The sequence below is a fragment of the Microbacterium sp. JZ101 genome (genome assembly GCF_053903175.1).
The window spans coordinates 1,958,538-1,980,228 of record NZ_CP096400.1 but is presented as its reverse complement, the minus strand read 5'-3'; the positions used below and the strand labels follow the sequence as shown (position 1 = coordinate 1,980,228).

General features: G+C 71.1%; 25 protein-coding genes and 8 tRNA genes. 20 read left to right on the top strand and 13 right to left on the bottom strand.

Going from position 1 to position 21,691, the window contains the following annotated elements; genetic code table 11:
- The first annotated feature begins 16 nt into the window (after positions 1-16).
- Both M1D56_RS09335 and M1D56_RS09330 read left to right on the top strand, forming a co-directional pair.
- Positions 17-1,279: an ammonium transporter gene (locus tag M1D56_RS09335; RefSeq protein ID WP_324014598.1), complete on the top strand. Its 1,263-nt coding sequence runs from the start codon at positions 17-19 to the stop codon at positions 1,277-1,279.
- Between the two features lie 77 nt (positions 1,280-1,356).
- A complete protein-coding gene (locus tag M1D56_RS09330; RefSeq protein ID WP_456283355.1) occupies positions 1,357-1,962 on the top strand; it encodes a type II toxin-antitoxin system PemK/MazF family toxin in 606 nt (201 codons plus the stop codon).
- Here M1D56_RS09330 and M1D56_RS09325 read toward each other — a convergent pair.
- From M1D56_RS09325 to M1D56_RS09315, 3 genes are all read right to left on the bottom strand, one after another.
- Positions 1,938-2,141, bottom strand: a complete 204-nt coding sequence (locus M1D56_RS09325) for a DUF2180 family protein (protein WP_456283354.1) — start codon at positions 2,139-2,141, stop codon at positions 1,938-1,940. The genes M1D56_RS09330 and M1D56_RS09325 overlap by 25 nt on opposite strands.
- Positions 2,128-2,787, bottom strand: coding sequence for a sugar O-acetyltransferase (locus M1D56_RS09320; protein ID WP_456283353.1), 660 nt, complete (start codon positions 2,785-2,787; stop codon positions 2,128-2,130). Before M1D56_RS09320 ends, M1D56_RS09325 begins: the two co-directional genes overlap by 14 nt.
- Positions 2,788-2,942: 155 nt before the next feature.
- Positions 2,943-3,018: transfer RNA gene (locus tag M1D56_RS09315), tRNA-Val, on the bottom strand.
- 197 nt (positions 3,019-3,215) lie between these two features.
- Between M1D56_RS09315 and M1D56_RS09310 the strand changes: the two genes are divergently transcribed.
- The 7 genes from M1D56_RS09310 (at position 3,216) to M1D56_RS09280 (ending at position 6,329) form a co-directional block, all read left to right on the top strand.
- A tRNA-Gly gene (locus M1D56_RS09310) sits at positions 3,216-3,288 on the top strand.
- A gap of 50 nt (positions 3,289-3,338) precedes the next feature.
- Positions 3,339-3,409 (top strand) — tRNA-Cys (locus M1D56_RS09305).
- A 28-nt stretch (positions 3,410-3,437) separates the two neighbouring features.
- Positions 3,438-3,509: transfer RNA gene (locus tag M1D56_RS09300), tRNA-Val, on the top strand.
- A 1-nt stretch (position 3,510) separates the two neighbouring features.
- Positions 3,511-3,583: transfer RNA gene (locus M1D56_RS09295), tRNA-Gly, on the top strand.
- Positions 3,584-3,619: 36 nt separating this feature from the next.
- Positions 3,620-3,691, top strand: a tRNA-Val gene (locus M1D56_RS09290).
- Positions 3,692-3,826: 135 nt separating this feature from the next.
- Complete coding sequence (thrS, locus tag M1D56_RS09285) at positions 3,827-5,755, top strand: threonine--tRNA ligase (protein ID WP_456285226.1); 1,929 nt, start codon at positions 3,827-3,829, stop codon at positions 5,753-5,755.
- A 1-nt stretch (position 5,756) separates the two neighbouring features.
- Positions 5,757-6,329: an HIT family protein gene (locus M1D56_RS09280; protein WP_271172064.1), complete on the top strand. Its 573-nt coding sequence runs from the start codon at positions 5,757-5,759 to the stop codon at positions 6,327-6,329.
- 210 nt (positions 6,330-6,539) lie between these two features.
- Here M1D56_RS09280 and M1D56_RS09275 read toward each other — a convergent pair whose 3' ends face one another.
- Entirely contained in the window at positions 6,540-7,868 is a 1,329-nt protein-coding gene (locus M1D56_RS09275; protein ID WP_456283352.1) for an aminotransferase class I/II-fold pyridoxal phosphate-dependent enzyme, read from the bottom strand.
- 102 nt (positions 7,869-7,970) lie between these two features.
- On the opposite strand from M1D56_RS09275, the gene pdxS reads away from it, so the two are divergent.
- A complete protein-coding gene (gene pdxS / locus M1D56_RS09270; RefSeq protein WP_271172062.1) occupies positions 7,971-8,861 on the top strand; it encodes a pyridoxal 5'-phosphate synthase lyase subunit PdxS in 891 nt (296 codons plus the stop codon).
- A 2-nt stretch (positions 8,862-8,863) separates the two neighbouring features.
- Entirely contained in the window at positions 8,864-9,460 is a 597-nt protein-coding gene (pdxT, locus tag M1D56_RS09265; protein ID WP_456283351.1) for a pyridoxal 5'-phosphate synthase glutaminase subunit PdxT, read from the top strand.
- Between the two features lie 40 nt (positions 9,461-9,500).
- On the opposite strand, the gene pdxY is transcribed toward pdxT, so the two are convergent.
- Positions 9,501-10,352: a pyridoxal kinase PdxY gene (gene pdxY, locus M1D56_RS09260; RefSeq protein ID WP_456283350.1), complete on the bottom strand. Its 852-nt coding sequence runs from the start codon at positions 10,350-10,352 to the stop codon at positions 9,501-9,503.
- A 72-nt stretch (positions 10,353-10,424) separates the two neighbouring features.
- Between pdxY and M1D56_RS09255 the strand changes: the two genes are divergently transcribed.
- From M1D56_RS09255 to M1D56_RS09230, 6 genes are all read left to right on the top strand, one after another.
- A complete protein-coding gene (locus tag M1D56_RS09255) occupies positions 10,425-11,327 on the top strand; it encodes a L,D-transpeptidase (protein WP_324014610.1) in 903 nt (300 codons plus the stop codon).
- Between the two features lie 102 nt (positions 11,328-11,429).
- On the top strand, positions 11,430-12,191 hold the full coding sequence (locus tag M1D56_RS09250; protein ID WP_271172058.1) for a YebC/PmpR family DNA-binding transcriptional regulator: 762 nt from the start codon (positions 11,430-11,432) through the stop codon (positions 12,189-12,191).
- A 92-nt stretch (positions 12,192-12,283) separates the two neighbouring features.
- The gene (gene dinB / locus M1D56_RS09245; protein ID WP_282977919.1) at positions 12,284-13,546 is read left to right on the top strand and encodes a DNA polymerase IV; all 1,263 of its coding nucleotides are present in this window, start codon (positions 12,284-12,286) and stop codon (positions 13,544-13,546) included.
- 32 nt (positions 13,547-13,578) lie between these two features.
- Complete coding sequence (locus M1D56_RS09240; protein WP_271172056.1) at positions 13,579-13,899, top strand: hypothetical protein; 321 nt, start codon at positions 13,579-13,581, stop codon at positions 13,897-13,899.
- The gene (locus M1D56_RS09235) at positions 13,883-14,452 is read left to right on the top strand and encodes a hypothetical protein (protein ID WP_456283348.1); all 570 of its coding nucleotides are present in this window, start codon (positions 13,883-13,885) and stop codon (positions 14,450-14,452) included. The genes M1D56_RS09240 and M1D56_RS09235 overlap by 17 nt, the downstream gene beginning before the upstream one ends.
- A gap of 54 nt (positions 14,453-14,506) precedes the next feature.
- Positions 14,507-16,078, top strand: a complete 1,572-nt coding sequence (locus tag M1D56_RS09230) for a DUF222 domain-containing protein (protein ID WP_456283347.1) — start codon at positions 14,507-14,509, stop codon at positions 16,076-16,078.
- Positions 16,079-16,144: 66 nt separating this feature from the next.
- On the opposite strand, the gene M1D56_RS09225 is transcribed toward M1D56_RS09230, so the two are convergent.
- The 6 genes from M1D56_RS09225 to M1D56_RS09200 form a co-directional block, all read right to left on the bottom strand.
- On the bottom strand, positions 16,145-16,621 hold the full coding sequence (locus tag M1D56_RS09225) for a DUF2017 family protein (protein ID WP_456283345.1): 477 nt from the start codon (positions 16,619-16,621) through the stop codon (positions 16,145-16,147).
- A 14-nt stretch (positions 16,622-16,635) separates the two neighbouring features.
- Positions 16,636-16,947 carry an ATP-dependent Clp protease adapter ClpS gene (clpS, locus tag M1D56_RS09220; protein WP_282977914.1) on the bottom strand — a complete coding sequence of 104 codons (312 nt, stop codon included), beginning with the start codon at positions 16,945-16,947 and terminating at the stop codon, positions 16,636-16,638.
- Complete coding sequence (locus tag M1D56_RS09215) at positions 16,944-17,291, bottom strand: metallopeptidase family protein (protein WP_271172052.1); 348 nt, start codon at positions 17,289-17,291, stop codon at positions 16,944-16,946. The genes clpS and M1D56_RS09215 overlap by 4 nt, the downstream gene beginning before the upstream one ends.
- A gap of 101 nt (positions 17,292-17,392) precedes the next feature.
- A tRNA-His gene (locus M1D56_RS09210) sits at positions 17,393-17,468 on the bottom strand.
- A gap of 39 nt (positions 17,469-17,507) precedes the next feature.
- A complete protein-coding gene (orn, locus tag M1D56_RS09205) occupies positions 17,508-18,134 on the bottom strand; it encodes an oligoribonuclease (protein ID WP_271172051.1) in 627 nt (208 codons plus the stop codon).
- A 40-nt stretch (positions 18,135-18,174) separates the two neighbouring features.
- A tRNA-Arg gene (locus tag M1D56_RS09200) sits at positions 18,175-18,247 on the bottom strand.
- A 145-nt stretch (positions 18,248-18,392) separates the two neighbouring features.
- Between M1D56_RS09200 and M1D56_RS09195 the strand changes: the two genes are divergently transcribed.
- Complete coding sequence (locus tag M1D56_RS09195; protein WP_309299956.1) at positions 18,393-18,596, top strand: methyltransferase; 204 nt, start codon at positions 18,393-18,395, stop codon at positions 18,594-18,596.
- A 9-nt stretch (positions 18,597-18,605) separates the two neighbouring features.
- Here the strand turns inward: M1D56_RS09195 and yczE are convergent, their stop codons facing one another.
- A complete protein-coding gene (gene yczE, locus M1D56_RS09190; protein ID WP_456283343.1) occupies positions 18,606-19,256 on the bottom strand; it encodes a membrane protein YczE in 651 nt (216 codons plus the stop codon).
- A gap of 66 nt (positions 19,257-19,322) precedes the next feature.
- Between yczE and yczR the strand changes: the two genes are divergently transcribed.
- Positions 19,323-20,756, top strand: a complete 1,434-nt coding sequence (gene yczR / locus M1D56_RS09185; protein ID WP_456285225.1) for a MocR-like transcription factor YczR — start codon at positions 19,323-19,325, stop codon at positions 20,754-20,756.
- Positions 20,757-20,759: 3 nt separating this feature from the next.
- Here the strand turns inward: yczR and M1D56_RS09180 are convergent, their stop codons facing one another.
- Positions 20,760-21,026, bottom strand: coding sequence for a hypothetical protein (locus M1D56_RS09180; protein WP_271172049.1), 267 nt, complete (start codon positions 21,024-21,026; stop codon positions 20,760-20,762).
- A 66-nt stretch (positions 21,027-21,092) separates the two neighbouring features.
- On the opposite strand from M1D56_RS09180, the gene msrA reads away from it, so the two are divergent.
- Entirely contained in the window at positions 21,093-21,638 is a 546-nt protein-coding gene (gene msrA / locus M1D56_RS09175; RefSeq protein ID WP_456283341.1) for a peptide-methionine (S)-S-oxide reductase MsrA, read from the top strand.
- The last annotated feature ends 53 nt before the right edge of the window (positions 21,639-21,691 follow it).

Sequence of the window (21,691 nt, the reverse complement as noted above, 5' to 3'; positions counted from 1 at the left end):
CGATCTGGAGAAGCACATGGATCAAGGCAACACAGCGTTCATGCTGATCGCCGCGGCGTTCGTCCTGCTGATGACGCCCGGGCTGGCGTTCTTCTACGGCGGACTCGTGAAGGCCAAGAGCGTCATCAGCATGATGATGCTGAGCATCGGGGCGATGGGCCTCATCGGGGTCCTCTGGGTGCTCTACGGCTATGCCGTGGCGTTCCCCGGCGCCGAGGGCCTCGTCGCACCGTGGTCGATCGACTGGACGGCGCTCGGCCTCGACAGCCTGCTCGAGACGCCCGAGGACGCGGCGTACCCGCCGCTCGCGTTCGTCGCGTTCCAGGCGACGTTCGCGATCCTCACGGTCGCCCTCGTGTCCGGCGCGATCGCCGACCGCGCGAAGTTCGGCGCGTGGATGACGTTCGCGGGCATCTGGGCCACCGTCGTCTACTTCCCGGTCGCGAGCTGGGTCTTCAACTTCGGTCTCGCCGACGACGGCTCGTTCGCATACGGCGGATGGATCACCTACGGCATGCAGGAGGTGTTCGGCGTCGGCGCGATCGACTTCGCGGGCGGCACCGCCGTGCACATCAACGCGGGTGCCGCGGCCCTCGCGCTCTCGCTCGTGCTCGGCAAGCGCGTCGGCTTCCAGAAGGGCGCGCACGTTCCGCACAACCCGCCGTTCGTGCTGCTCGGCGCCGGGCTGCTGTGGTTCGGCTGGTTCGGCTTCAACGCCGGCTCCGAGCTCGCCGCGGACGGCACTGCCGCCCTCGCCTTCGTCAACACGATCGCCGCACCCGCTGCCGCGCTCCTGGCCTGGCTCGTCGTCGAGAAGATCAAGGAGGGCAAGGCGACCTCGGTCGGCGCTGCCTCGGGCGCCGTCGCGGGCCTCGTCGCGATCACGCCGGCCTGCGCGTCGGTCCACCCGATCTGGGCCATCCTGCTCGGCCTCATCTCGGGCGCGGTGTGCGCGCTCGCGATCGAGCTGAAGTACCGCTGGGGCTTCGACGACTCGCTCGACGTCGTGGGCATCCACCTCGTGGGCGGCCTCATCGGAACCATCTACCTCGGCTTCTTCGCGAACGAGACCGGCCTGTTCATGGGCGGCAACGGCGCGCAGCTGCTCGTCCAGGTGATCGCGGCGGTCGCCGTCCTCATCTACTCCTTCGTGCTCGCCTACATCATCGGCTTCGCGATCGAGAAGACGATCGGCTTCCGCGTGAAGAACGAGGACGAGGTCGCCGGCATCGACACCGTTCTGCACGGCGAGGAGGGGTACGTCCTCGACGTGCGCTGATCCCATCTCCTCTCCAGGACGCCCCGGCCGGATGGTCGGGGCGTCCTCGTGCGCGTCGGCACCGGTAGGGTGACGGCGTGGCAAGACAGGGAGTCCTCGGCATGCTCGCCGGCATCGCGCTCGACGTCCTCGCGCAGGCGACGAAGCCTCAGCGGAAGGCAGGGTCCACGCGGAAGCGCGACGATGACCGGCCCTCGGCCCCTCGCGCGCCGCGTCCCGCGCGCGAGGCGGCGCGCGAGGTCCCGCCGCAGGCGGCCGACGCGCGCTCCGGCGTGCAGACGGTCGAGGTGGATCCGAGCGACGTCCGAGACCTCGTCCTCACCTACGCTCCCGATCGCGACGGCGCGCCCGACGGCGGCGAGATCATCTGGACCTGGGTGCCGTACGCCGAGAACGACGGGAGAGGCAAGGACCGGCCCGTCCTCGTCCTCGGCCGGCACTCGTCCGATCGCTCGTACGCCGTGAAGCTCACGAGCAAGTCGCACGACGGCGACCGCGAGTACGTCTCGATCGGCTCGGGGGAGTGGGATGCCCAGGGCCGCGAGTCCTGGGTCGATCTCGATCAGCTCTACAGCGTCCACGTCGACGGGATGCGGCGCGAGGCGGCGGAGCTCGACCGTCGACGGTTCGAGCGCGTCGCTCAGGAGCTCGTGCGCCGCTACGGCTGGCGCACGGGGGAGTAGGCGCACGGGCCGCACCGGAGTCGGCGCACCGTGCGCACCGTCGGGTTCCCCAGGGTCAGGGCCTGCACCTCGGTGGTGAGCTCGTGCGCGTGGGCCGAGCACAGGCCCGCGCCGCATTCGGTGCAGACCGCGAGTGCCACCCTCTCGACGCCGACGGTGTCGCAGTCATGACAGCGCATCGGCCGTCTCCTGAGCTGAGCCGGGCGCACGCCGGGCGGTCGTGATCTCGCGAACCGGGCGACACGGATTCCCGACGGCGACGACGCCGGCGGGGATATCGCGGGTGACGACGGATCCCGCCCCGACGATGGCGTCGTCCCCGATCGTGACGCCAGGGGTGATCGTGACGGAGCCTCCGAGCCACACCCTGCTGCCGATCGTCACGGGCTCTGGCAGCTCCCAGCCCTCGACCCTGCTCGCGATGTCCTCCGCGTGGTTGGGGGTGTAGATCGCGCAGCGGGGGCCGATGAGCGTGTCCTCGCCGATCGTGACGAGCCCGCCTCCGACGACGAGGAAGTCAGCGTTGATGAACGTGCGGTCGCCGATCACGAGCCGCTCGCCGTAGTCGATGCTCAGCGGCGGCCGGAAGTCGATCCCGTCTCCGGCGCCCGGCACGAGCTCGCGGAACAGATGGCGAGCCTCGTCGAGATCGTCGTGGTAGATCCGTCCGATCCGCGCGCACAGCGCGTGCGCTCTCCACGAGAGGTCCTGGAGGGCGGGAGAGGTCCGATACCGGATCCACCCGCCCGAGAGCAGACTGCGCACGTCCTCGTCCTGCGCGGCAAGCACGGTCATCGTGGGTGGCGGTTCGGCGATGCGGTCCATGGGAGGCCTCCTATTCGTTGGGAGTGCCAACATATAGCATGCTCCGGAGGGAGGGCAATGGTCTCTCATGCGATGCCGGTCACCGCACGGCCCTGCTCGCGTACCGCGCGGGCGGGGAAGACGACGAAGCCCCCGGCGGGACCGGGGGCTTCTCATGGTGGGCGATACCAGACTCGAACTGATGACCTCTTCCGTGTGAAGGAAGCGCGCTACCAACTGCGCCAATCGCCCATGTGGAGTTGTCGTGCCTCGGCGGCACAGGTGTCGAGCATACCGGATCGGATCGGCGCAGGCGAACCGGGTCGCCCGTCTCGCGTGTCGCGCGTGAACGGTCGGTGACACGCCCGGATCCGGGTCGTGGTTTGGCCGGTCGTGGAACGTGGGCTAAAGTGGTGCAAGTGCCCGGAGCGAGACTCCGGGGGCGAAATGCGGATGTAGCGCAGTTGGTAGCGCATCACCTTGCCAAGGTGAGGGTCGCGAGTTCGAGTCTCGTCATCCGCTCGAGTGCAGGGGTTCCGAAAGGGATCCAGGCACGTGGGTTCGATCCCCGCGGTGGCGTGGCCGAGAGGCGAGGCACCGGCCTGCAAAGCCGTTTACACGGGTTCGAATCCCGTCGCCACCTCGCTCGACAACTGAATAGCTCTTGATGAGCGCGATTGGCGCAGCGGTAGCGCGCTTCCCTGACACGGAAGAGGTCACTGGTTCGATCCCAGTATCGCGCACGCGGATGTAGCGCAGTTGGTAGCGCATCACCTTGCCAAGGTGAGGGTCGCGAGTTCGAGTCTCGTCATCCGCTCGCGCACAGGGCCCCCTCGTGGGGCCCTGTTCCTTTGGGCGATTGGCGCAGCGGTAGCGCGCTTCCCTGACACGGAAGAGGTCACTGGTTCGATCCCAGTATCGCCCACTCGAGAACCCCCGCTTCGGCGGGGGTTTCGTCGTTCTCGCGGGTGCACGCGGTGCGAGCCCACGGAGGCGGCGCAACTAGGATGGTCGAGTGACCACCGGATTCGACCTGTACCCCGAGAAGAACGTCGTCGCCATGCGCGTCGACGGTGAGCTGAAGGACCTCGCAGCCGAGGTCGCGGAGACGCAGACGACGGAGCCGGTGACGATCGACAGCCCCGACGGACTGAACATCCTGCGCCACTCCACCGCGCACGTGCTCGCGCAGGCGGTGCAGAAGATCAACCCCGCCGCGAAGCTCGGCATCGGCCCGTTCATCGCCGACGGCTTCTACTACGACTTCGGCGTCGACGAGCCGTTCACCCCCGACGACCTCAAGGCGATCAAGAAGGAGATGCAGCGCATCGTCAAGGAGGGCCAGCGGTTCGTCCGCCGGGTGGTCACGGACGAGGAGGCGCAGGCCGAGCTCGCCGACGAGCCGTTCAAGCTCGAGCTCATCGGCCTCAAGGGCGGCAAGAAGGAGGCCGCGGAGGGGGCGAGCGTCGAGGTCGGCGCCGGCGAGCTGACCATCTACGACAACGTCGACGCGAAGAGCGGCGAGACGCAGTGGAAGGACCTCTGCCGCGGCCCTCACGTGCCCTCCACGCGCCTGCTCGGCAACGGCTGGGACATCGTGCGGGTCGCGGGCGCGTACTGGCGCGGCAGCGAGAAGAACCCGCAGCTCCAGCGCATCTACGGCACGGCGTGGCCCACCAAGGATGACCTGAAGGCCTATCAGGACCGCCTCGCGGAGGCCGCGCGTCGCGACCACCGCAAGCTCGGCAAGGAGCTCGACCTCTTCTCGTTCCCCGACGAGATCGGGTCGGGCCTGTCGGTCTGGCACCCGCGCGGAGGGATCGTGCGCGGCGAGATGGAGCAGCACGCGCGTCGACGTCACATCGAGGGCGGCTACACCTACGTCTACACGCCGCACATCTCGAAGGAGGACCTGTTCCTCACCTCGAACCACCTCGTCACGTACAAGGACGGGATGTTCCCGCCGATCGTCATGGACGAGGAGCGCGACGAGGACGGCAACATCACGAAGCAGGGCCAGGACTACTACCTGAAGCCCATGAACTGCCCGATGCACATCCTCATCTACAAGGAGCGCGCGCGCAGCTACCGCGACCTCCCGCTGCGGTTCGCGGAGAACGGGACGGTCTACCGCAACGAGCTGTCCGGCGCGCTGCACGGACTCACGCGCGTGCGCGGCTTCACGCAGGACGACTCCCACCTCTTCGTGACGCCCGAGCAGCTCGAGGCCGAGGTGACGAAGGTGCTCGAGTTCATCATCTCGATGCTGCGCGACTTCGGCCTCGACGACTTCGAGCTCGAGCTGTCGATGCGCGATGACGAGAAGGCCAAGTGGATCGGCTCGGACGAGTTCTGGGAGTACTCGACGAACGCCCTGCGCAATGTCGCGGTCGCGAGCGGGCTCAAGCTCACCGAGGTCCCCGGAGAGGCCGCGTTCTACGGTCCCAAGATCGACCTCAAGACGCGCGACGCGATCGGCCGTGTGTGGCAGCTGTCGACCGTCCAGGTCGACCCGAACCTCCCGGAGCGCTTCGACCTCGAGTACACCGCGGCGGATGGGTCGAAGCAGCGGCCGATCATGATCCACCGAGCTTTGTTCGGCTCGATCGAGCGCTTCTTCGCGATCCTCCTCGAGCACTACGCGGGCGACTTCCCGGTCTGGCTCGCGCCGCAGCAGGTCGTGGCCGTGCCCGTGGCCGACGAGTTCGCGCCCTACCTCGAGGACGTCGCCCAGCGCCTGCGGGCCGAGGGCGTGCGCGTGGAGGTCGATCGGTCCGACGACCGCATGCAGAAGAAGATCCGGACGCACTCGACCGGCAAGGTTCCGCTCATCCTCATCGCGGGGGAGCAGGACCGCTCGGCCGGCACGGTGTCGTTCCGCTTCCGCGACGGATCGCAGCGCAACGGCGTCCCGATCGACGAGGCGGTGCGCCTCGTCACGGGCGCGATCGCCGAGAAGAAGCTCATCCTGACGGACGAGGACCTCTGACATGACCGAGGAGCACGAGGCGCGCGAGGAGTTCGCGCGCCTCGAGCCGTCGTCTGACTTCCCGTCGTCGGCCGATGCGTTCCAGCGACTCTGGACGCCGCACCGGATGGCGTACATCAACGCGGGCGCGGACGCGAACCGCGGCACGGGCTGCCCGTTCTGCGCGGCGCCGGGCAAGAGCGACGAGGACGCCCTCATCGTGCACAGGGGAGAACACGCCTTCGTGCTGCTCAACCTCTTCCCGTACAACTCGGGGCACCTGCTCGTGTGCCCGTATCGCCACATCGGCCTGTACGACGAGGCGGACCCGCACGAGACGGCCGAGATCGCCTATCTCACGCAGACGGCGATGCGCGTGCTCCGCTCCGTGTCCCGGTGCGACGGCTTCAACATCGGGATGAACCAGGGCCACGTCGCGGGCGCGGGCGTCGAGGAGCACCTCCACCAGCACGTGGTGCCCCGCTGGGCCAGCGACGCGAACTTCTTCCCGATCATCGCGAAGACGAAGGCGCTTCCGCAGCTCCTCGGCGAGGTTCGCTCGGCCATCGCCGGCGCCTGGCCCGAGTACCACTGAGACTCAGCGAGCGCAGCGAGCCGCCCCCGGTCGTTGAGCGACGAGCGCCAGCGAGGAGTCGAAACGCGACTCAGCGCGCGCAGCGAGCCGCCCCCGGTCGTTGAGCGACGAGCGCCAGCGAGGAGTCGAAACGCGACTCAGCGAGCGCAGCGAGCCGCCCCCGGTCGTTGAGCGACGAGCGCCAGCGAGGAGTCGAAACGGAAGCCCCGGTCAGCGCGCCGCCCGGCACGCGGCGGCAAGGTCTCGGGCGAGCGCCTCGGCATCGTCGTCGGCGAGACCGTGCACCGTCAGACGGAGGTGGTGCGACGGCGTCGCGGCGTCGTCGAGCACGAAGTCGTCACCCGTCCGCGCCAGCCAGCCGCGGCGCATGAGCTGCTCGGAGACTGCGCGCGCCGGCGCCGGGAGCGGCACCCAGAGGCTCAGCCCGTCACCGGGGTCGACCTCGATGCCGTGGCGCGACAGGCGCTGCGCGAACGCCGCGTTCCGCTCGGCGTAGTGCGCGCCGGCGCGCTCGATGGTCGCGAGCGCGACCGGGTCGGTGAGGAGCGCGACGGTCAGTCGCTGGAGGAGATGACTGACCCACGTCGTCCCGGGGCTCAGCCGCAGCGCGAGACGGTCCGCCGTCTCGGGGTCGGACGCGGTCACCGCGAGGCACATGTCGGGCCCGAGGAACTTGGAGACCGAGCGCACGAGCGCCCAGCGCCGGTGCGCGGGGCCGATGATCGAGTGGTACGGCCTGCGCGACAGGAGAGAGAAGTGGTCGTCCTCGATCACGAGGACGTACGGATGGTCGGACAGCACGGCGCGGAGGTCCGCTGCGCGCGCGGGTGACAGCCCGGCGCCGGTCGGGTTCTGCGCGCGCGGGGTGCAGACGATCGCGCGCACCCCCTGCTCGAGCGCGTGACGCAGTCCGTCGACCGTCATCCCCTCGCCGTCCACCGGCACGGGCACCGCGCGGTAGCCGCCGAGTCGGACGGTCTGGATGCTCGCGAGGAAGCACGGGTCCTCGAGGGCGACCGCGTCGTCGCGCATGAGGGCCTGTGCGAGGAGGCGCTCGACCGCGTCGACGGCGCCGCTCGTGATCGTGAGATGCGGAGGGCCTGCCGGTGCGAGGTCCTGGCTCATCCACGCGCGGGCGCGCTCCTCGAGCTCTCGGTCGATGACGGGCTCTCCGTAGAGCACGGGGCGGCCGGCGAGCGAGGCGAGCGCGTGCGACATGTCGGGGATGAGAGCGGGATCGGGATTGCCCGTCCCGACGTCGCGCAGCACGCTGTCGGTCGCATAGCCCTCCTGAGCGACGGGGGAGCGGTCGGCGATCCGCGTGCCCGCCCGCCCCTGCGTGAGGACGATCCCCGCCTGGGCGAGCTGACGGTACGCGGCGACGGCGGTGTTGCGGTTCACGCCGAGCTGCTCGGCGAGCGAGCGGACCGGGGGAAGCGCGTCGCCGGGCCGGAGCCGGCCGCGTTCGAGGAGGGCGCGCACGCTGTCGGCGATGTCCGACGCGGAGCGGCCCGTGATCTCGATGACGCCCTGTTCCATTCCGCCGAGTCTACGGCCCGCACCGTGCTACGGTTTGACCTAGGTCAAAAGCCCGAATGTACCCGACCGTCGCCGGACGGCGACGACGTGAAAGGAAGCACCGTGGCCACTGCCACCACTGGAACCGGGCGCGTCAAGCGCGGACTCGCCGAGATGCTCAAGGGCGGCGTCATCATGGACGTCGTGACGGCCGAGCAGGCGCGCATCGCCGAGGACGCGGGAGCGGTCGCCGTCATGGCGCTCGAGCGCGTGCCCGCGGACATCCGCGCGCAGGGCGGCGTCGCCCGCATGAGCGACCCCGACCTCATCGACGAGATCATCGCGTCCGTCTCGATCCCGGTGATGGCCAAGGCGCGCATCGGGCACTTCGTCGAGGCGCAGGTGCTGCAGGAGCTCGGCGTCGACTACATCGACGAGTCCGAGGTGCTCTCGCCGGCCGACTACGTCAACCACATCGACAAGTGGGGATTCACCGTGCCGTTCGTGTGCGGCGCGACGAACCTCGGCGAGGCACTGCGCCGCATCACCGAGGGCGCGGCGATGATCCGCTCGAAGGGCGAGGCCGGCACGGGCGACGTCTCCGAGGCGACCAAGCACATCCGCCGGATCACGAGCGACATCAACGTGCTCCGCTCGAAGACCAAGGACGAGCTCTACGTCGCGGCCAAGGAGCTGCAGGCGCCCTACGAGCTCGTCGCGGAGATCGCGGAGACGGGCAAGCTGCCGGTCGTGCTCTTCACGGCCGGCGGTGTGGCGACCCCCGCCGACGCGGCCCTCATGATGCAGCTCGGCGCGGACGGCGTCTTCGTCGGCTCCGGCATCTTCAAGTCGGGCGAGCCGGCCAAGCGCGCGGCGGCGATCGTCAAGGCCACGACGTTCTACGACGACCCCAAGGTCGTCGCAGAGGCGTCGCGCGGCCTCGGCGAGGCCATGGTCGGCATCAACGTCTCCGACCTGCCGGCGCCGCACCGCCTCGCCGAGCGCGGCTGGTAGCCGTGCCCACCGCACCGCGCGTCGGGGTGCTCGCGCTGCAGGGGGATGTGCGCGAGCACGTCGCCGTGCTCGAGCACCTCGGCGCGCACGTCGTGCGCGTGCGTCGGCCCGAGCAGCTCGACGAGATCGACGGCATCGTCCTCCCCGGTGGCGAGTCGAGTGTGATCGACAAGCTCGCGCGCGCCTTCGACGTCCGCGAGCCCCTCGTGGCGGCCCTCCGCACGGGGATGCCCGCATTCGGGACGTGCGCCGGGCTCATCCTGCTCGCCGACCGGATCAGCGACGGCATCGAGGGTCAGCAGACGTTCGGCGGGCTCGACGTCACCGTGCGCAGGAACGCGTTCGGCGGACAGGTCGAGTCGTTCGAGACGGAGCTGTCGATGCCGGTCCTCGGCGCCCCTCCCGTGCACGCGACGTTCATCCGCGCGCCGGTGGTCGAGCAGGTCGGCGCGCACGCCGAGGCGATCGCTGCGCTCCCGGACGGCCGCGTGGTCGCGGTGGAGCAGGATGGCCTCCTCGGCATCTCCTTCCACCCGGAGGTCTCGGGGGAGGAGCGGCTGCACCGCCGCTTCCTCGCTCGCGTGCAGCGCGCGGCCTGAGCGCGGCAGGGTCCGCACGGCGGGCCCTGCCGCTGCGGCGTCAGCGCACCTGGCGAACCGCGAACTCGAGTCGCGGATGCGCGAAGTGCTCCTGCGCCTGCACGAGCTGGAGCTCGCGGTCGCCCGCGGCGAGCGTCTGCTCGAGAAGGCCGAAGACGCTCGACGCGGTGCGCGCGAGCGCATCGGGCGCGGACCGCGTCGCGAGATAGTGCGAGGTGAAGAGGGCGGCCGTCACGTCGCCGGAGCCGTTCGCCTTCATGGGGAGGTGCGGCGTCTGCACGACCCACGCGCCGTCGTCGTCGACCACCATCATCTCGATCGTGCCCTCGGGCCGGTCGGGGCGCTCGACCGAGGTGACGAGCACCGTGCGGGGGCCCATGTCGCGCGCGGCGTCGGCCGCTGCGACCGTGGACTCGAGCGTGTCGGGCGCCGTGCCGGTCAGGAAGCCCAGCTCGAACTGATTGGGCGTGATGATGTCGGCGACGGGCACGACCTTCTCGCGCAGGAGGTCGGGGATCGCCGGGGCGACGAAGCAGCCCGACTTCGCGTTGCCCATGACGGGGTCGCACGCGTAGACGGCGGCGGGATTGGCCTCCTTGACGCGTGCCACGGCGTCGATGATCACATCCGCGATGCCCTCGCTGCCCTGGTATCCCGAGAGCACCGCGTCCAGCGACGCGAAGGCGCCGCGCTCCTCGACGCCGCGGATGACCTCGGCCACGTCGGCCGGCGGGACGAGCGGGCCCCGCCACGCGCCGTAGCCGGTGTGGTTGGAGAAGTTGACCGTGTAGACGGGGAGCACCTCGACGCCGATGCGCTGCATGGGGAAGACGGCGGCGGAGTTGCCGGCGTGCCCGTACGCGACGGCCGACTGGATCGAGAGGATCTTCATCCTGAGATCATCTCATCGCCGCCCGCGCGTCCGATCGGCGTGGTGGAATGGACGCGGACGAGGGGGGAAGCCGTGGACGGGCGTCGACGCGGGGTCGCGATCGCGTGGAGCGCGATCGGGCTCGTGGTGCTGGGCCTCGTGGCGGTGTTCCTCTGGTCCGTCCTGCAGCCGCAGGCCGAGCCGGCCGCGCAGCCGACGCCATCCGCGTCGGTCTCGACGACGCCCACGCCCACGCCGACTCCGACTCCGACGCCCACGGGGCATCCGGCGAACACCGAGGAGTACGACCTCGGGGCGCTGCCGGCGCTCGACGTCTTCGCGGTGATCCCCGAGCTCCCGCTGGACGACGACCCCGACGGCGAGACCGCGTCGCTGTCCGCTCGCCCGCTCGGCGAGGGCGCCCCGGTCTTCGCGGATCCCGAGGGCGAGCCGGTCGCGGCGCTCGCGCGCGAGCTGCCCTTCGAAGGCACGGTCGTCCCGGTCGTCGAGCGAGAGGAGCACTGGGTCAAGGTGCTCCTCGTCGGGCGCCAGAGCACGCCGTCGCAGGGCGACGCGCGCCAGGTCGCGGGATGGCTCCGGATGGCCGACGTCGAGCTGAGCGCGAACGCCGCGCGCGTCGAGGTCGACCTCGGCGACCGCACGATCGACATCGTCACGCCGGATGGCGCCGAGCGCGTCGCGACGGACTTCGCATCGGGGACGACGGCGACGCCCACGCCTCTCGGGCGCTCCTTCATCATGCTCACGCGGGCCGTGCCGGAGCTCGCGTACACGGCGGGACTGCCGATCGTCTACCTGTCGGCGCAGTCGCCGACGCTCGACGGGTTCGACGGGCAGAGCGTCGCCGTGACCGCCTTCCACTACCACGACGTGCGGTCGGGACCCATCTCGAACGGATGCATCCGCCTGGGCGGCGAGGCGATCGCGCGCCTGGCCGAGCTGCCCGCGGGGACCCCCGTCTACATCCGCGAGTGAGCGCCGTGCGCCGCCCGCACGAGCAGTTCGGCGCGAGCGAATAGAATTGTCCTGGACGGCGCGCGCAGCGCGCGGTCGCGCAGTCAGACGAGCGGGAGATCTATGTCCGGGCATTCCAAGTGGGCCACGACCAAGCACAAGAAGGCGGTCATCGACGCCAAGCGTGCCAAGTCGTGGGCCAAGCTGATCAAGAACATCGAGGTCGCGGCCAAGCTCGGCGGCCCCGACCTGCAGGGCAACCCGACCCTCTTCGACGCCGTCCTCAAGGCGAAGAAGACGTCGGTCCCGAAGGACAACATCGACCGCGCGATCAAGCGCGGCGCCGGCATCGGCGGCGAGGCGGTCGAGTACACGTCGATCATGTACGAGGGCTACGCCCCCGGCGGCATCGCGATGCTCATCGAGTGCCTCACCGACAACAAGAACCGCGCGGCCGCCGAGGTGCGCACGGCGATGACGCGCAACGGCGGCAACATGGCCGACCCCGGCAGCGTCGCGTACAACTTCGAGCGCAAGGGCGTCATCGTCGCCTCCTCGGAGGGCGTCAGCGAGGACGACGTCATGCTGGCCGCGCTCGAGGCCGGCGCGCAGGAGATCGAGCCGCACCCCGCCGGATTCGAGATCATCACCGAGGCGAGCGACATGGTCGCCGTCCGCACCGCGCTGCAGGAGGCGGGCATCGAGTACGAGTCGGCCGACGCCGAGTTCGTGCCGAACCTCAAGGTCGAGGTCGACGCCGAGACCGCGCGCAAGGTGTTCCGCCTCATCGACGCGCTCGAGGACAGCGACGACGTGCAGAACGTCTTCACGAACATGGACCTGACGCCCGAGGTGCAGGCCGAGCTCGAGGAAGACGACGAGTGACGACCGGATCCCGGTGAGCGAGGGCGGAGGCGCGAGCCTCCGCCCTCGCTCCGTCCGGGGCGGATGTCGGCGGTGACGGGGAGGATGGACGCATGGGGCGGGCAGACGGCACGGGCAGGCTCGTGTCGGCCGACGGGGCCGATGACAGCGGCACCGGGATCCTGCACGTCGACATGGACGCGTTCTACGCGGCGGTCGAGGTGCTCGACGACCCGACCCTGGCGGGCAAGCCGATCATCATCGGCGCTCCGGATGGCCGCTCGGTCGTCTCGAGCGCGTCGTACGAGGCGCGCCGCTACGGGGTGAGGTCCGCGATGCCCGTGAGCCAGGCCATCCGCCTGTGCCCGCACGCGCTCATCGTGCCACCCCATTTCGACCGCTACCGGGCCGTCTCGGCCCAGGTGATGGAGATCTTCCGCAGCTTCACGCCGCTCGTCGAGCAGCTCTCGATCGACGAGGCGTTCCTCGACGTGCGCGGCGCCCGCCGGCTCTGGGGGAGCCCGGGGCGCATCGCGCAGCTCATCCGCGCGCGCGTGAAGGACGAGGCGGGCATCACGTGCAGCGTCGGCGTCGCCGCGACCAAGCACGTCGCGAAGATGGCATCGACGATCTCGAAGCCCGACGGGATGCTCGTCGTCCCCGGGCACCGGACCCTCGAGTTCCTCGGGGCGCGGCCCGTGCGCGCGATGTGGGGTGTGGGGCCGAAGGCGGCCGAGGTGCTGGAAGGGCGCGGCATCCGGACGATCGCCGATCTGCGCGACACGCCGCTGCCCGTCCTCGCGCGCGCCCTGGGGCAGGCGTCCGCCCACAGGCTGCACGCGCTCGCACGCGGCGAGGACGCACGAGAGGTCGAGACGACGCGCGTCGAGAAGAGCATCTCGCATGAGGAGACGTTCCACACCGACGTCTCCGACGTCGAGCTGCTCCGAGCCGAGCTGCTGCGCCTCGCCGATCGGGTCGCCGTGCGGCTGCGCCGTGGAGGCGTGGAGGCGGGCGGCGTCGCGATCAAGGTGCGCTTCGCCGACTTCGCGACGATCACGCGCTCCCAGGCGCTGGCCGAGCCGACCGCGCTCGGCCAGCGGATCGGCGAGGTCGCGCGCGAGCTGCTCGGGTCGGTCGAGCTGCGCCAGGCCGTGCGTCTCATCGGCGTCCGCGCCGAGCGCCTCCGCGAGGCGGGCTCGTCGGCCCTCGCCCTGTGGGATGAAGACGCCGACTGGAAGCGCGTGGAGGGCACGCTCGACGACGCCGTGAGCCGTTTCGGCGACGGCGCTGTGACGCGCGCGGCCTTCCTCGGGCGTGCGGAGCGGCATCCGGAGGTGCCCCGCACGCCGCGCCCGCCGGAGGATTCCGACTGACAGGCGCGGCTCGCCCCGGTAGCGTGGGGGACATGCCCAACATCGCCCTCGAAATCGGCAAGATCTCCGCGAACCTCGGCGTCACCGCCGCCTACGGCGAGCCCCAGGAGCTCGACGGCGAGCGCTTCGTCCCCGTCGCGGCGACGTGGACCGGCTTCGGCGGCGGCTCCGACGAGGCCGGCAACGGCGGAGGCGGAGGCGGCGGCTTCTCGGCGCCCGTGGGCGCGTACGTGCGACGCGACGGCGAGCTGCGCTTCGAGCCGAACCTCATCGCGACGCTCGCGGTCGCGATCCCGCTCGTGTGGGTCACCGGCCGCGTGCTCGCCAAGCTCATCCGTGCCCTCAAGAAGTAGCGAGCGCGCCGAGGTCGCGATCACGGAGGCGGCGCACCGCGTGCGCGCGCTCATCGACGCGAGGGCGGCGCGGAGGGTGGTCGTCGACGGCCGCAGCGGCGCCGGGAAGACGACGCTCGCGCGGCTCGTCGTGGAGGCGTGGCCGGGAGCGCAGCTCGTCTCGCTCGACGAGCTCTACCCCGGGTGGGGCGGACTGCGGGAGGGCGCGGCGCTCGCGTGCGCCCTCGTGCTGGCTCCGCACGCCGCCGGCTCCGTCGGACGGTACCGGCGCTTCGACTGGGCCCTCGGCACGTTCGCGGGCGCCGAGGTCCGTGTCGATCCGGATCGGCCCCTCGTCGTGGAGGGATGCGGCGCGCTCACACCCGCCTCCGCAGAGGTCGCGGATGCGAGCGTCTGGCTCGATGCCGAGGCCGCGCTGCGTCGCGAGCGCGCTCTCGCGCGCGACGGCGACGGCTTCGCGCCCTACTGGGACATGTGGGCTGCGCAGGAGGACGCGCACATCGCGAGCGAGGCGCCCGAGGCGCGTGCGGATCTCGCCCTCCTGACCCGCTGATCAGGGGCACGCGCATCCCGTTCGGATGTCGGTGGTGGGGTCGATGATGGGGGTGTGACGAGCAGGAAGCCGCGGTTTGTGGATCCGTTGTCGTGGGATGCGACGGTGGAGGAGCGGTGGGTGCTGTCGAATGTGCGGGAGACGTTGACGGGTTTTCGGCGGGCGGTGGCGTCGGCTGCGGCGGCGGAGGTGCAGGCGTTCGCGGTGGCGGCGCGGGTGGCGCGGGCGCAGATGGAGCGGTCGGGGTCGGATTCGGAGTTCGCGTTCCCGTGGCGGGCGGTCGCGGCTGAGCTCGCGGTGGCGTTGCATGTGCCGGTGGGGGAGGTGGAGGCGCGGATGGCGGATGCGGAGCTGCTGGAGGCGCGGTTGCCTCAGGTGCGGGTGGCGCTGTCGGCGGGGCGGATCACGCGCAAGCATGCGGATGTGATCCGGGAGGTCGCGCAGGGGTTGCCGGATGCGGTGCTGGGGGAGTTCCTGCGGCGGGTGCTGGGGTTCGCGGAGGAGGCCACGCCGCGGCAGTTGCGGGTGTTCGCGAGCGAGCTGGCGGCGGTGCTGCATCCGGTTCCGGTGGCGGAGGGTCAGGCGGCGGTGCGGGAGAAGCGGGGCACGTGGACGCGGGCTCTGCCGGGTGGGCTGGGTGAGTTCGTGATGCGGGACGAGGCGTCGGTGATCGCGGCGGTCGCGGACCGGCTGGATCAGATGGCGCGTCTGGTCGAGGCCGATGAGCGCCGCGCGGACCGGGAAGCGCAGGACGCGGCGCGGCAGGCGCGGGACGCGCGGGATGCGGCGGATGCGGCGGTGGGAGTGACGAGGGACGGGTTGGGGTTCCGGGTGGATCGGGAGGGGAACCGGATCGACCAGGGCGCGGTGCGGGTGCCCGGCGGTGCCCCGGACCCGGTGGTGTCGGCGGTCGATCCGGGGCTGGCGGTGCGGGATGCGGGGCTGTTCTCTGGGCGGTGCGCGCCGGGGGAGCGGGACGGGGCTCGGGAGGCGGAGCGGGTGCGGGTGACGCGCACGCAGCGGCGGGCGGATCTGGCGGGGAACCTGCTGCTGACGGGGGCGCCGACGGGGTATCCGATCGATGGGGATCCGGAGCGGCTGGCGGGGGTGCGCGGGACGGTCGCGGTGACGGTGCCGGTGACGAGTCTGGTCGGGCTGGATGACGGGCCGGCGATGCTGGCGGGGTACGGGCCGGTCCCGGCGGAGACCGCCCGCCGGCTCGCGCGGTATGCGCCGGGGTGGGAGCGGATCTTCCAGAACCCCGACACCGGTGCTCTGCTGACCGTCGATCACTATCAGCCGACGGCGGCGATCCGTCGTCTGGTCGAGCTGCGGGACGAGTGCTGCCGGTTCCCGGGCTGTTCGCGCCCGGCCCCGGGGTGCGAGAAGGACCATGTCCGGGAGTACTCCCGCGGCGGGCCGACGAGCGCGGAGAACCTCGAGGCGCTGTGCCGGCCGCATCACTACCTGCGGCATCACACGAGGTGGTCTCCGCGGGCGCTCGAGGACGGCGGCATCGAGTGGACCAGCCCGCTCGGGCACGTGTACGTCACCGAGCCCGAACCCCGGAGGCGACACCACGCCATCCACGACCCCCAGCCCCCACCCGAACCCCCACCCTTCTGAGACAACCCAGCCCCCACCATCCGCCACGCGCGCTTTCGCGCAGGCGGTGCGGGTGAGGGTGCCTGGTCAGGCGCTGTCGGCGGCCTGGAGCAGTCCGTCGAGACGGTAGCCGAGCCAGTCGTAGAGGGCGAAGCGCGGGTCCTCGTCGTCGTGATCCTCCGCGCTCTCGATGCCGAGTCGGCTCGCGAGCACGAGGCGCACGGCCGCGAGCGTCCGCAGCCATGCCTCGAGCGCGTCGCCGGCGATGGAGACGTCGACGGGGGAGAGCGCGTCTTCGAGCGGCGCCTCCTCGATCGCGGAGAGGTCGCGCAGAACGGTCGCCGCGTCCTGTGCGCGGCGGCCGAGGAGGTCTCCGCGCGTGACGCTGCGGAAGTCGTCCGCCGCGTCGGGATCGTCCGGGTACGCGTCGGGGGTGAGGCGCTCGAGCGCCGGGTCCGCCGCCGTCGGCGTGCTCTCGACCAGGGTCGCGAACTGCGTCACGAGGTCGCGGAGATGCGCGGCCTCGATGCGCGTCAGGGTGAGGATCACGAGTCGTTCGGTCATGGGGTGCGGTGTCCTCACATCGGCGCTCTGCGGACGGTCGCCCACAGTCCGTAGTCGTGCATGGCCTGGGCGTGCAGCTCCATCTGCTCGCGCGCGCCCTCGGCGACGACGGCGTGCCCCTCGTTGTGGACGGCGAGCATGAGACGCGTGGCGTGCTCCTCGTCGTAGCCGAAGTACTCGCGGAAGACGCGGACCACGTAGCTCATGAGGTTGACGGGGTCGTCCCACACGACGGTCTGCCATGGGGTCGCGTGCGCGGGTGCCTCGACGCGGTCCAGCTCCTCCTCGACCGCCGTCGACGCGAAGACCGTGTGCGCGGTGGTCATGCCCACCCCAGCTCATGGAGACGCTCATCGTCGATGCCGTAGAAGTGCGCGATCTCGTGCACGAGGGTCGTGTGGACCTCGTCGCGCAGCTCGCTCTCGGTCTCGCATCGCGCGAGATGGGATTCCCGGTACACGATGATGCGGTCGGGAAGCTCGCCCATGCCGTACCGGCCGCGCTCGGTGAGGGCGAGGCCGTCGTACAGCCCGAGGAGGTCCTCACCGTCCTCGGAGCGGTCCTCGACGACGAAGATCACGTTGTCGAGGCCGTCGACCATCTCATCGGGGAGCTGATCGAGCTCATCCACGACGAGCGCCTCGAAGGCGTCGGCATCCATGTCCATCATCGGCTTCCGAGTCTAGTCGCGTGCGCATCGCGGTCGGTGGCCGTGGAAAAGGCACGAGGCCCGGCAGCTCCCCTTGCGGGAACCCCGGGCCTCGTGCGGGCTGGGGTGGCTAACCGGGCTTGAACCGGCGACCCCCTGGACCACAACCAGGTGCTCTACCAACTGAGCTATAGCCACCATGTCTCCCCGGCCTGCCGGGGCAACTTCTCTATTCTGTCATACGTTCGGAGCGAATGACGACACGACGCGGGTCGCGATGTCGCGCGCCTCGTCGGAGGTGGGCCCGGGCTCGGCGACGAAGACCGCACGACGGTAGTACTCGAGCTCACGGATCGACTCGAGGATGTCGGCCAGCGCGCGGTGCCCGCCGTCCTTCCCCGGCGCCTGGAAGTAGGCGCGGGGGTACCAGCGTCGCGAGAGCTCCTTGACGCTGGACACATCGACGTTGCGGTAGTGCAGGTGGCTGTCGACGCTCGGCATGTACCGGGCCAGGAACATCCGATCCGTCCCGATCGTGTTGCCCGCGAGGGGCGCCTTCCGCTCGAGCGGCACGAACCGGCGGATGTACTCGAGGGACTGCCGCTCCGCCTCCTCGAGGGAGACGCCGTGGGGGATCTCGTCGAGCAGGCCGGAGCTGCGGTGCATCTCCGTCACGAAGTCGCCCATGTGGTCGAGGGCGGCCTGCGAGGGCTTGATGACGACCTGGAATCCCGGGTCGAGGATGCGGAGCTCGAAGTCGGTCACGACGATCGCGATCTCCACGAGCTCGTCGACCGTGAGGTCGAGACCCGTCATCTCGCAGTCGATCCAGACGAGCCGGTCGTTCTCGGAGGCGCCTACCATCCCCCCAGCCTATCGAGGGGGTGGGACGTCGCCGTATCGGTCCCCCAGGCACGACTCGAACGTGCGACCTGCGAATTAGAAGTTCGTTGCTCTATCCACTGAGCTACTGGGGGCGGTGCCCTCAGGTTACCGGGTTCGCCTCGGCGGATCATCTCGGGCCCCACCAGCCGCGGGTGGCCCTGTCAAGGTCTGGCTTCTCGGCGGGCGGCGACGTACCGTCGTCGACAGGGGGACCAGCGGAGGGAGTCGAGGATGACGATGACGCAGACGAGTCGCCTGTGGGTGGCGCACGGCGCCGTGGGAGCGGTCGGTTCGATCAGGGAGGTCGACGGCAGCTTCGAGGTCCGGATGGTCGGAGTCGACGAGCCCGTCGGCACGTACCCGGAGCTGGAGATCGCCAAGCGCGCGCTGCACGCTCACCTCAAGCCGGGCGCCGAGCGCCCGGAGTTCCGGCGCCACTGACGCGCCGGGTCACCGCGCCGCCCGCGCGGCCGGGACGCTCTCGACCGCGCGGGAGCCGCTCTCGCGCGCGCCCGGAGCGAGGAGGCGCATCGCGAGATGCACGGCGGGGCCGATGCCGAGCGCGAAGACGATCGTGCCCACGCCGACCGTGCCGCCCAGCACCCATCCGAGCGCGAGCACCGTCAGCTCGACGCTGGCGCGGGACCGCCAGACCGGCCATCCGGTCCGCCGGCTGAGCCCCGTCATGAGGCCGTCGCGCGGGCCGGCGCCGAGAGCGGCGCCGAGGTAGATGCCGGACGCGACCGCCACGAGGGCGATGCCCGCGAGAAGGGCGAGCACGCGCAGGAGCACATGCTCGATGGGCGGGAGCAGGTCGAGGGTGATCTGCATGCTCGTGCCCACGAGGAGCACGTTGAGCACGGTTCCGATGCCGGGACGCTGGCGCAGCGGGATCCACGCGAGGAGGATCAGCGCGCCGAGCGCGTTCGTCACCCACCCGACGCCGAGACCCGTGCGCAGGGAGATCCCCTCCGCGAGCACGGTCCAGGGGTCGACGCCCAGGCCGGCGGCGACCGTGAGGGCGCATCCGACCCCATAGAGAGGCAGGCCCACGAGAAGTCGGGCCAGGCGAACGGTGAGAGGGTGGGGTGCGAATGGCATGCCCTCCATGCCACCCGAGAAGTGGACTGCTTGCAAGATGCCAATCCTGCTACGGTGGTCCGCATGATGGACTCACGGCTCAGCGCGAGGGCGCTGAGCGACCGCCTCGGCCCATGGCGGACGCGCGAGCCCGCCTACGAGGCGCTCGCCGACGCCATCCGCCTGCTCTGCCTCGACAACCGGATCGCGCCGCGGACGGCGCTGCCGGCCGAGCGCGAGCTCGCGGCACGGCTCGGGGTCAGCCGGACCACGGTCGCGGCGGCATACCGCAGTCTGCGAGAGAGCGGGCACATCGAGAGCATCCGCGGCTCCGGCAGTGTGACCCTGGCGCTCGGGCGGCGGGATCTGGGCCGTGCGAGCGACGTCGATGGCGCGCTCGATCTGCAGCAGGCGAGCCCTGCCGCGTGGCCGGGGCTGCCCGCCGTGTACGCCGAGGCCGCCGCCGACGCCCCGCGCCTCGTCGCACGCTCGGGCTACGAGATGCACGGCCTGCGGAGTCTCCGTGCCGCGCTCGCGGATCGGTACACCGCGCGCGGGCTCCCCACCTCCGCCGAGCAGATCATGGTGGTCAACGGGGCGCAGAGCGCGATCGCCCTCACCGCCCGGCTGCTCGTGTCGCGCGGTGACCGCGTGATCATCGAGACGCCCACCTACCCGCACGCCGCCGAATGCTATGCCGCCGCGGGAGCGCGGCTGGTGGGCATTCCCGTGACGCCGGGCTCCGGCTGGGACCTCGATCGGGCCGAGGACGCGTTCCGCCGTGCCGCCCCCGTCATGGCGTATCTGATGCCCGACTTCCACAACCCCACGGGCGAGTCGATGTCGCGCGACGAGATCGCCCACATCGCCGGCGTGGCACGGGATTCGGGAACCGTGCTCGTCATCGACGAGACGACGGCGGAGCTCGACATCGATCGGGGCGGGGCTGCCGTGCCGTTCGCCGCTGCCGCTCCGTCGGGCGCGGAGATCATCACCGTCGGGTCGACCGGCAAGACGGTGTGGGGAGGACTGCGCGTCGGCTGGATCCGAGCGGACGAGGACATGATCCGTCGGCTTCTCGCGGCGCGCCCCGTCGGCGACCTGGGCACGCCCGACTTCGAGCAGTCCGTCGTCGAACGGCTCATCCCGCTCATGCCCGAGATCGTCGCTCAGCGCGCGGAGTCGCTTCGCGCGGGGCGCGACGCGCTCGTCTCCGCGCTCTCCGAGCGGCTCCCGGAGTGGCGCGTGCACGCCGCACAGGGCGGTGTCGCCCTGTGGGTCGAGCTCGGGCTCGCGCGCAGCTCCGCGCTCGTGCTCGCCGCGCGCCGTCGCGGACTGCTTCTCTCGGCGGGCCCGCGCTTCTCGGTGGGCGGCGGTCACGAGCGTCATCTGCGCATCCCCTTCACGGCCGCGCCTGAGGTGCTCGAGCGGGGTGCGGGCATCCTCGAGGAGGCGTGGGCGGAGGTCGTCGACGAGCCGACCGCGGCGCTCGCCGAGCGGATGTCTGACGCGCTCGTGTGACGCTCACCGAGACAGCAGGAGCGTCTCCACGGCCTCATCGGGCGTCCAGAACTCGCCGATCGGAAGCAGGGCGCCCGACGCGGGGTGGAAGCGCTCCGCGCGGTACCGCATTCCGAGCTCCGACTCGACCGCGCGCAGGTGGCCCGCGACCCGCTCGTCGAGGCCGACGACACGCCAGAGAGATGCTCCCGCTCGCGTGAGGCGCGCCCGTGCACGCGCCAGGCGCGGCGTCGCGAGGGGAATGGCGATGAGTGCGGCGGCGTTCGACATCAGTGCTCCTTCCGTGTCCTCTGCGACGATAGGAGGGGGCACCGACATCCGTTCTGAGGAGTGCACATGACAGAGACGTTCGTCGTCGCGGGAGGCTGCTTCTGGTGCCTCGACGCCGCATATCGCGCCCTGAGGGGCGTCGAGTCCGTGGTGTCGGGCTACACGGGAGGGCAGCGTCCGCACCCGACCTACGAGCAGGTGTGCACGGGCGCGACCGGTCACGCCGAGGCGGTGAAGATCTCGTTCGATCCCGAGGTGATCGCGCCCGACGTCGTCCTGGACGCGTTCTTCACGATGCACGACCCCCGCCAGCTGAACCATCAGGGCGCCGATCGCGGCACGCAGTACCGCAGCGCGATGTTCTACGCCGACGAGGAGCAGAAGGCCCTCTTCGCGGCCGCGCGGGAGCGGGCCGCCGAGATCTGGGATGCTCCCATCGGGGAGGAGGAGGGCACGATCGTGACCCGCCTCGAGCCCCTGGGCGAGTTCTACGACGCCGAGGACTACCACCAGGACTTCTTCGCGAAGAACCCGACGCAGGGGTACTGCCTCGCGGTCGCCGTTCCGAAGGTGAACAAGGTGCGCGCGCGCTTCGCGGAGTACGCCGTCTGACGCCGAGCCCCTCCGACGCCGTGTGCACAGCGGCGCGGAGGGGCTCTGCGCAT

Coding starts and splice junctions, on each gene's coding strand:
- M1D56_RS09215 (WP_271172052.1), bottom strand. CDS start 17,291: ATGATGGACATGGATGCCGACGCCTTCGAGGCGCTCGTCGTGGATGAG.
- pdxY (WP_456283350.1), bottom strand. CDS start 10,352: ATGAAGATCCTCTCGATCCAGTCGGCCGTCGCGTACGGGCACGCCGGC.
- M1D56_RS09325 (WP_456283354.1), bottom strand. CDS start 2,141: ATGCGCTGTCATGACTGCGACACCGTCGGCGTCGAGAGGGTGGCACTC.
- yczR (WP_456285225.1), top strand. CDS start 19,323: ATGGACTCACGGCTCAGCGCGAGGGCGCTGAGCGACCGCCTCGGCCCA.
- M1D56_RS09240 (WP_271172056.1), top strand. CDS start 13,579: ATGCCCAACATCGCCCTCGAAATCGGCAAGATCTCCGCGAACCTCGGC.
- M1D56_RS09280 (WP_271172064.1), top strand. CDS start 5,757: ATGACCGAGGAGCACGAGGCGCGCGAGGAGTTCGCGCGCCTCGAGCCG.
- M1D56_RS09225 (WP_456283345.1), bottom strand. CDS start 16,621: ATGACCGAACGACTCGTGATCCTCACCCTGACGCGCATCGAGGCCGCG.
- M1D56_RS09250 (WP_271172058.1), top strand. CDS start 11,430: ATGTCCGGGCATTCCAAGTGGGCCACGACCAAGCACAAGAAGGCGGTC.
- orn (WP_271172051.1), bottom strand. CDS start 18,134: ATGGTAGGCGCCTCCGAGAACGACCGGCTCGTCTGGATCGACTGCGAG.
- M1D56_RS09180 (WP_271172049.1), bottom strand. CDS start 21,026: ATGTCGAACGCCGCCGCACTCATCGCCATTCCCCTCGCGACGCCGCGC.
- M1D56_RS09320 (WP_456283353.1), bottom strand. CDS start 2,787: ATGGACCGCATCGCCGAACCGCCACCCACGATGACCGTGCTTGCCGCG.
- M1D56_RS09275 (WP_456283352.1), bottom strand. CDS start 7,868: ATGGAACAGGGCGTCATCGAGATCACGGGCCGCTCCGCGTCGGACATC.
- thrS (WP_456285226.1), top strand. CDS start 3,827: ATGCGCGTCGACGGTGAGCTGAAGGACCTCGCAGCCGAGGTCGCGGAG.
- msrA (WP_456283341.1), top strand. CDS start 21,093: ATGACAGAGACGTTCGTCGTCGCGGGAGGCTGCTTCTGGTGCCTCGAC.
- M1D56_RS09335 (WP_324014598.1), top strand. CDS start 17: ATGGATCAAGGCAACACAGCGTTCATGCTGATCGCCGCGGCGTTCGTC.
- clpS (WP_282977914.1), bottom strand. CDS start 16,947: ATGACCACCGCGCACACGGTCTTCGCGTCGACGGCGGTCGAGGAGGAG.
- dinB (WP_282977919.1), top strand. CDS start 12,284: ATGGGGCGGGCAGACGGCACGGGCAGGCTCGTGTCGGCCGACGGGGCC.
- yczE (WP_456283343.1), bottom strand. CDS start 19,256: ATGCCATTCGCACCCCACCCTCTCACCGTTCGCCTGGCCCGACTTCTC.
- M1D56_RS09195 (WP_309299956.1), top strand. CDS start 18,393: ATGACGCAGACGAGTCGCCTGTGGGTGGCGCACGGCGCCGTGGGAGCG.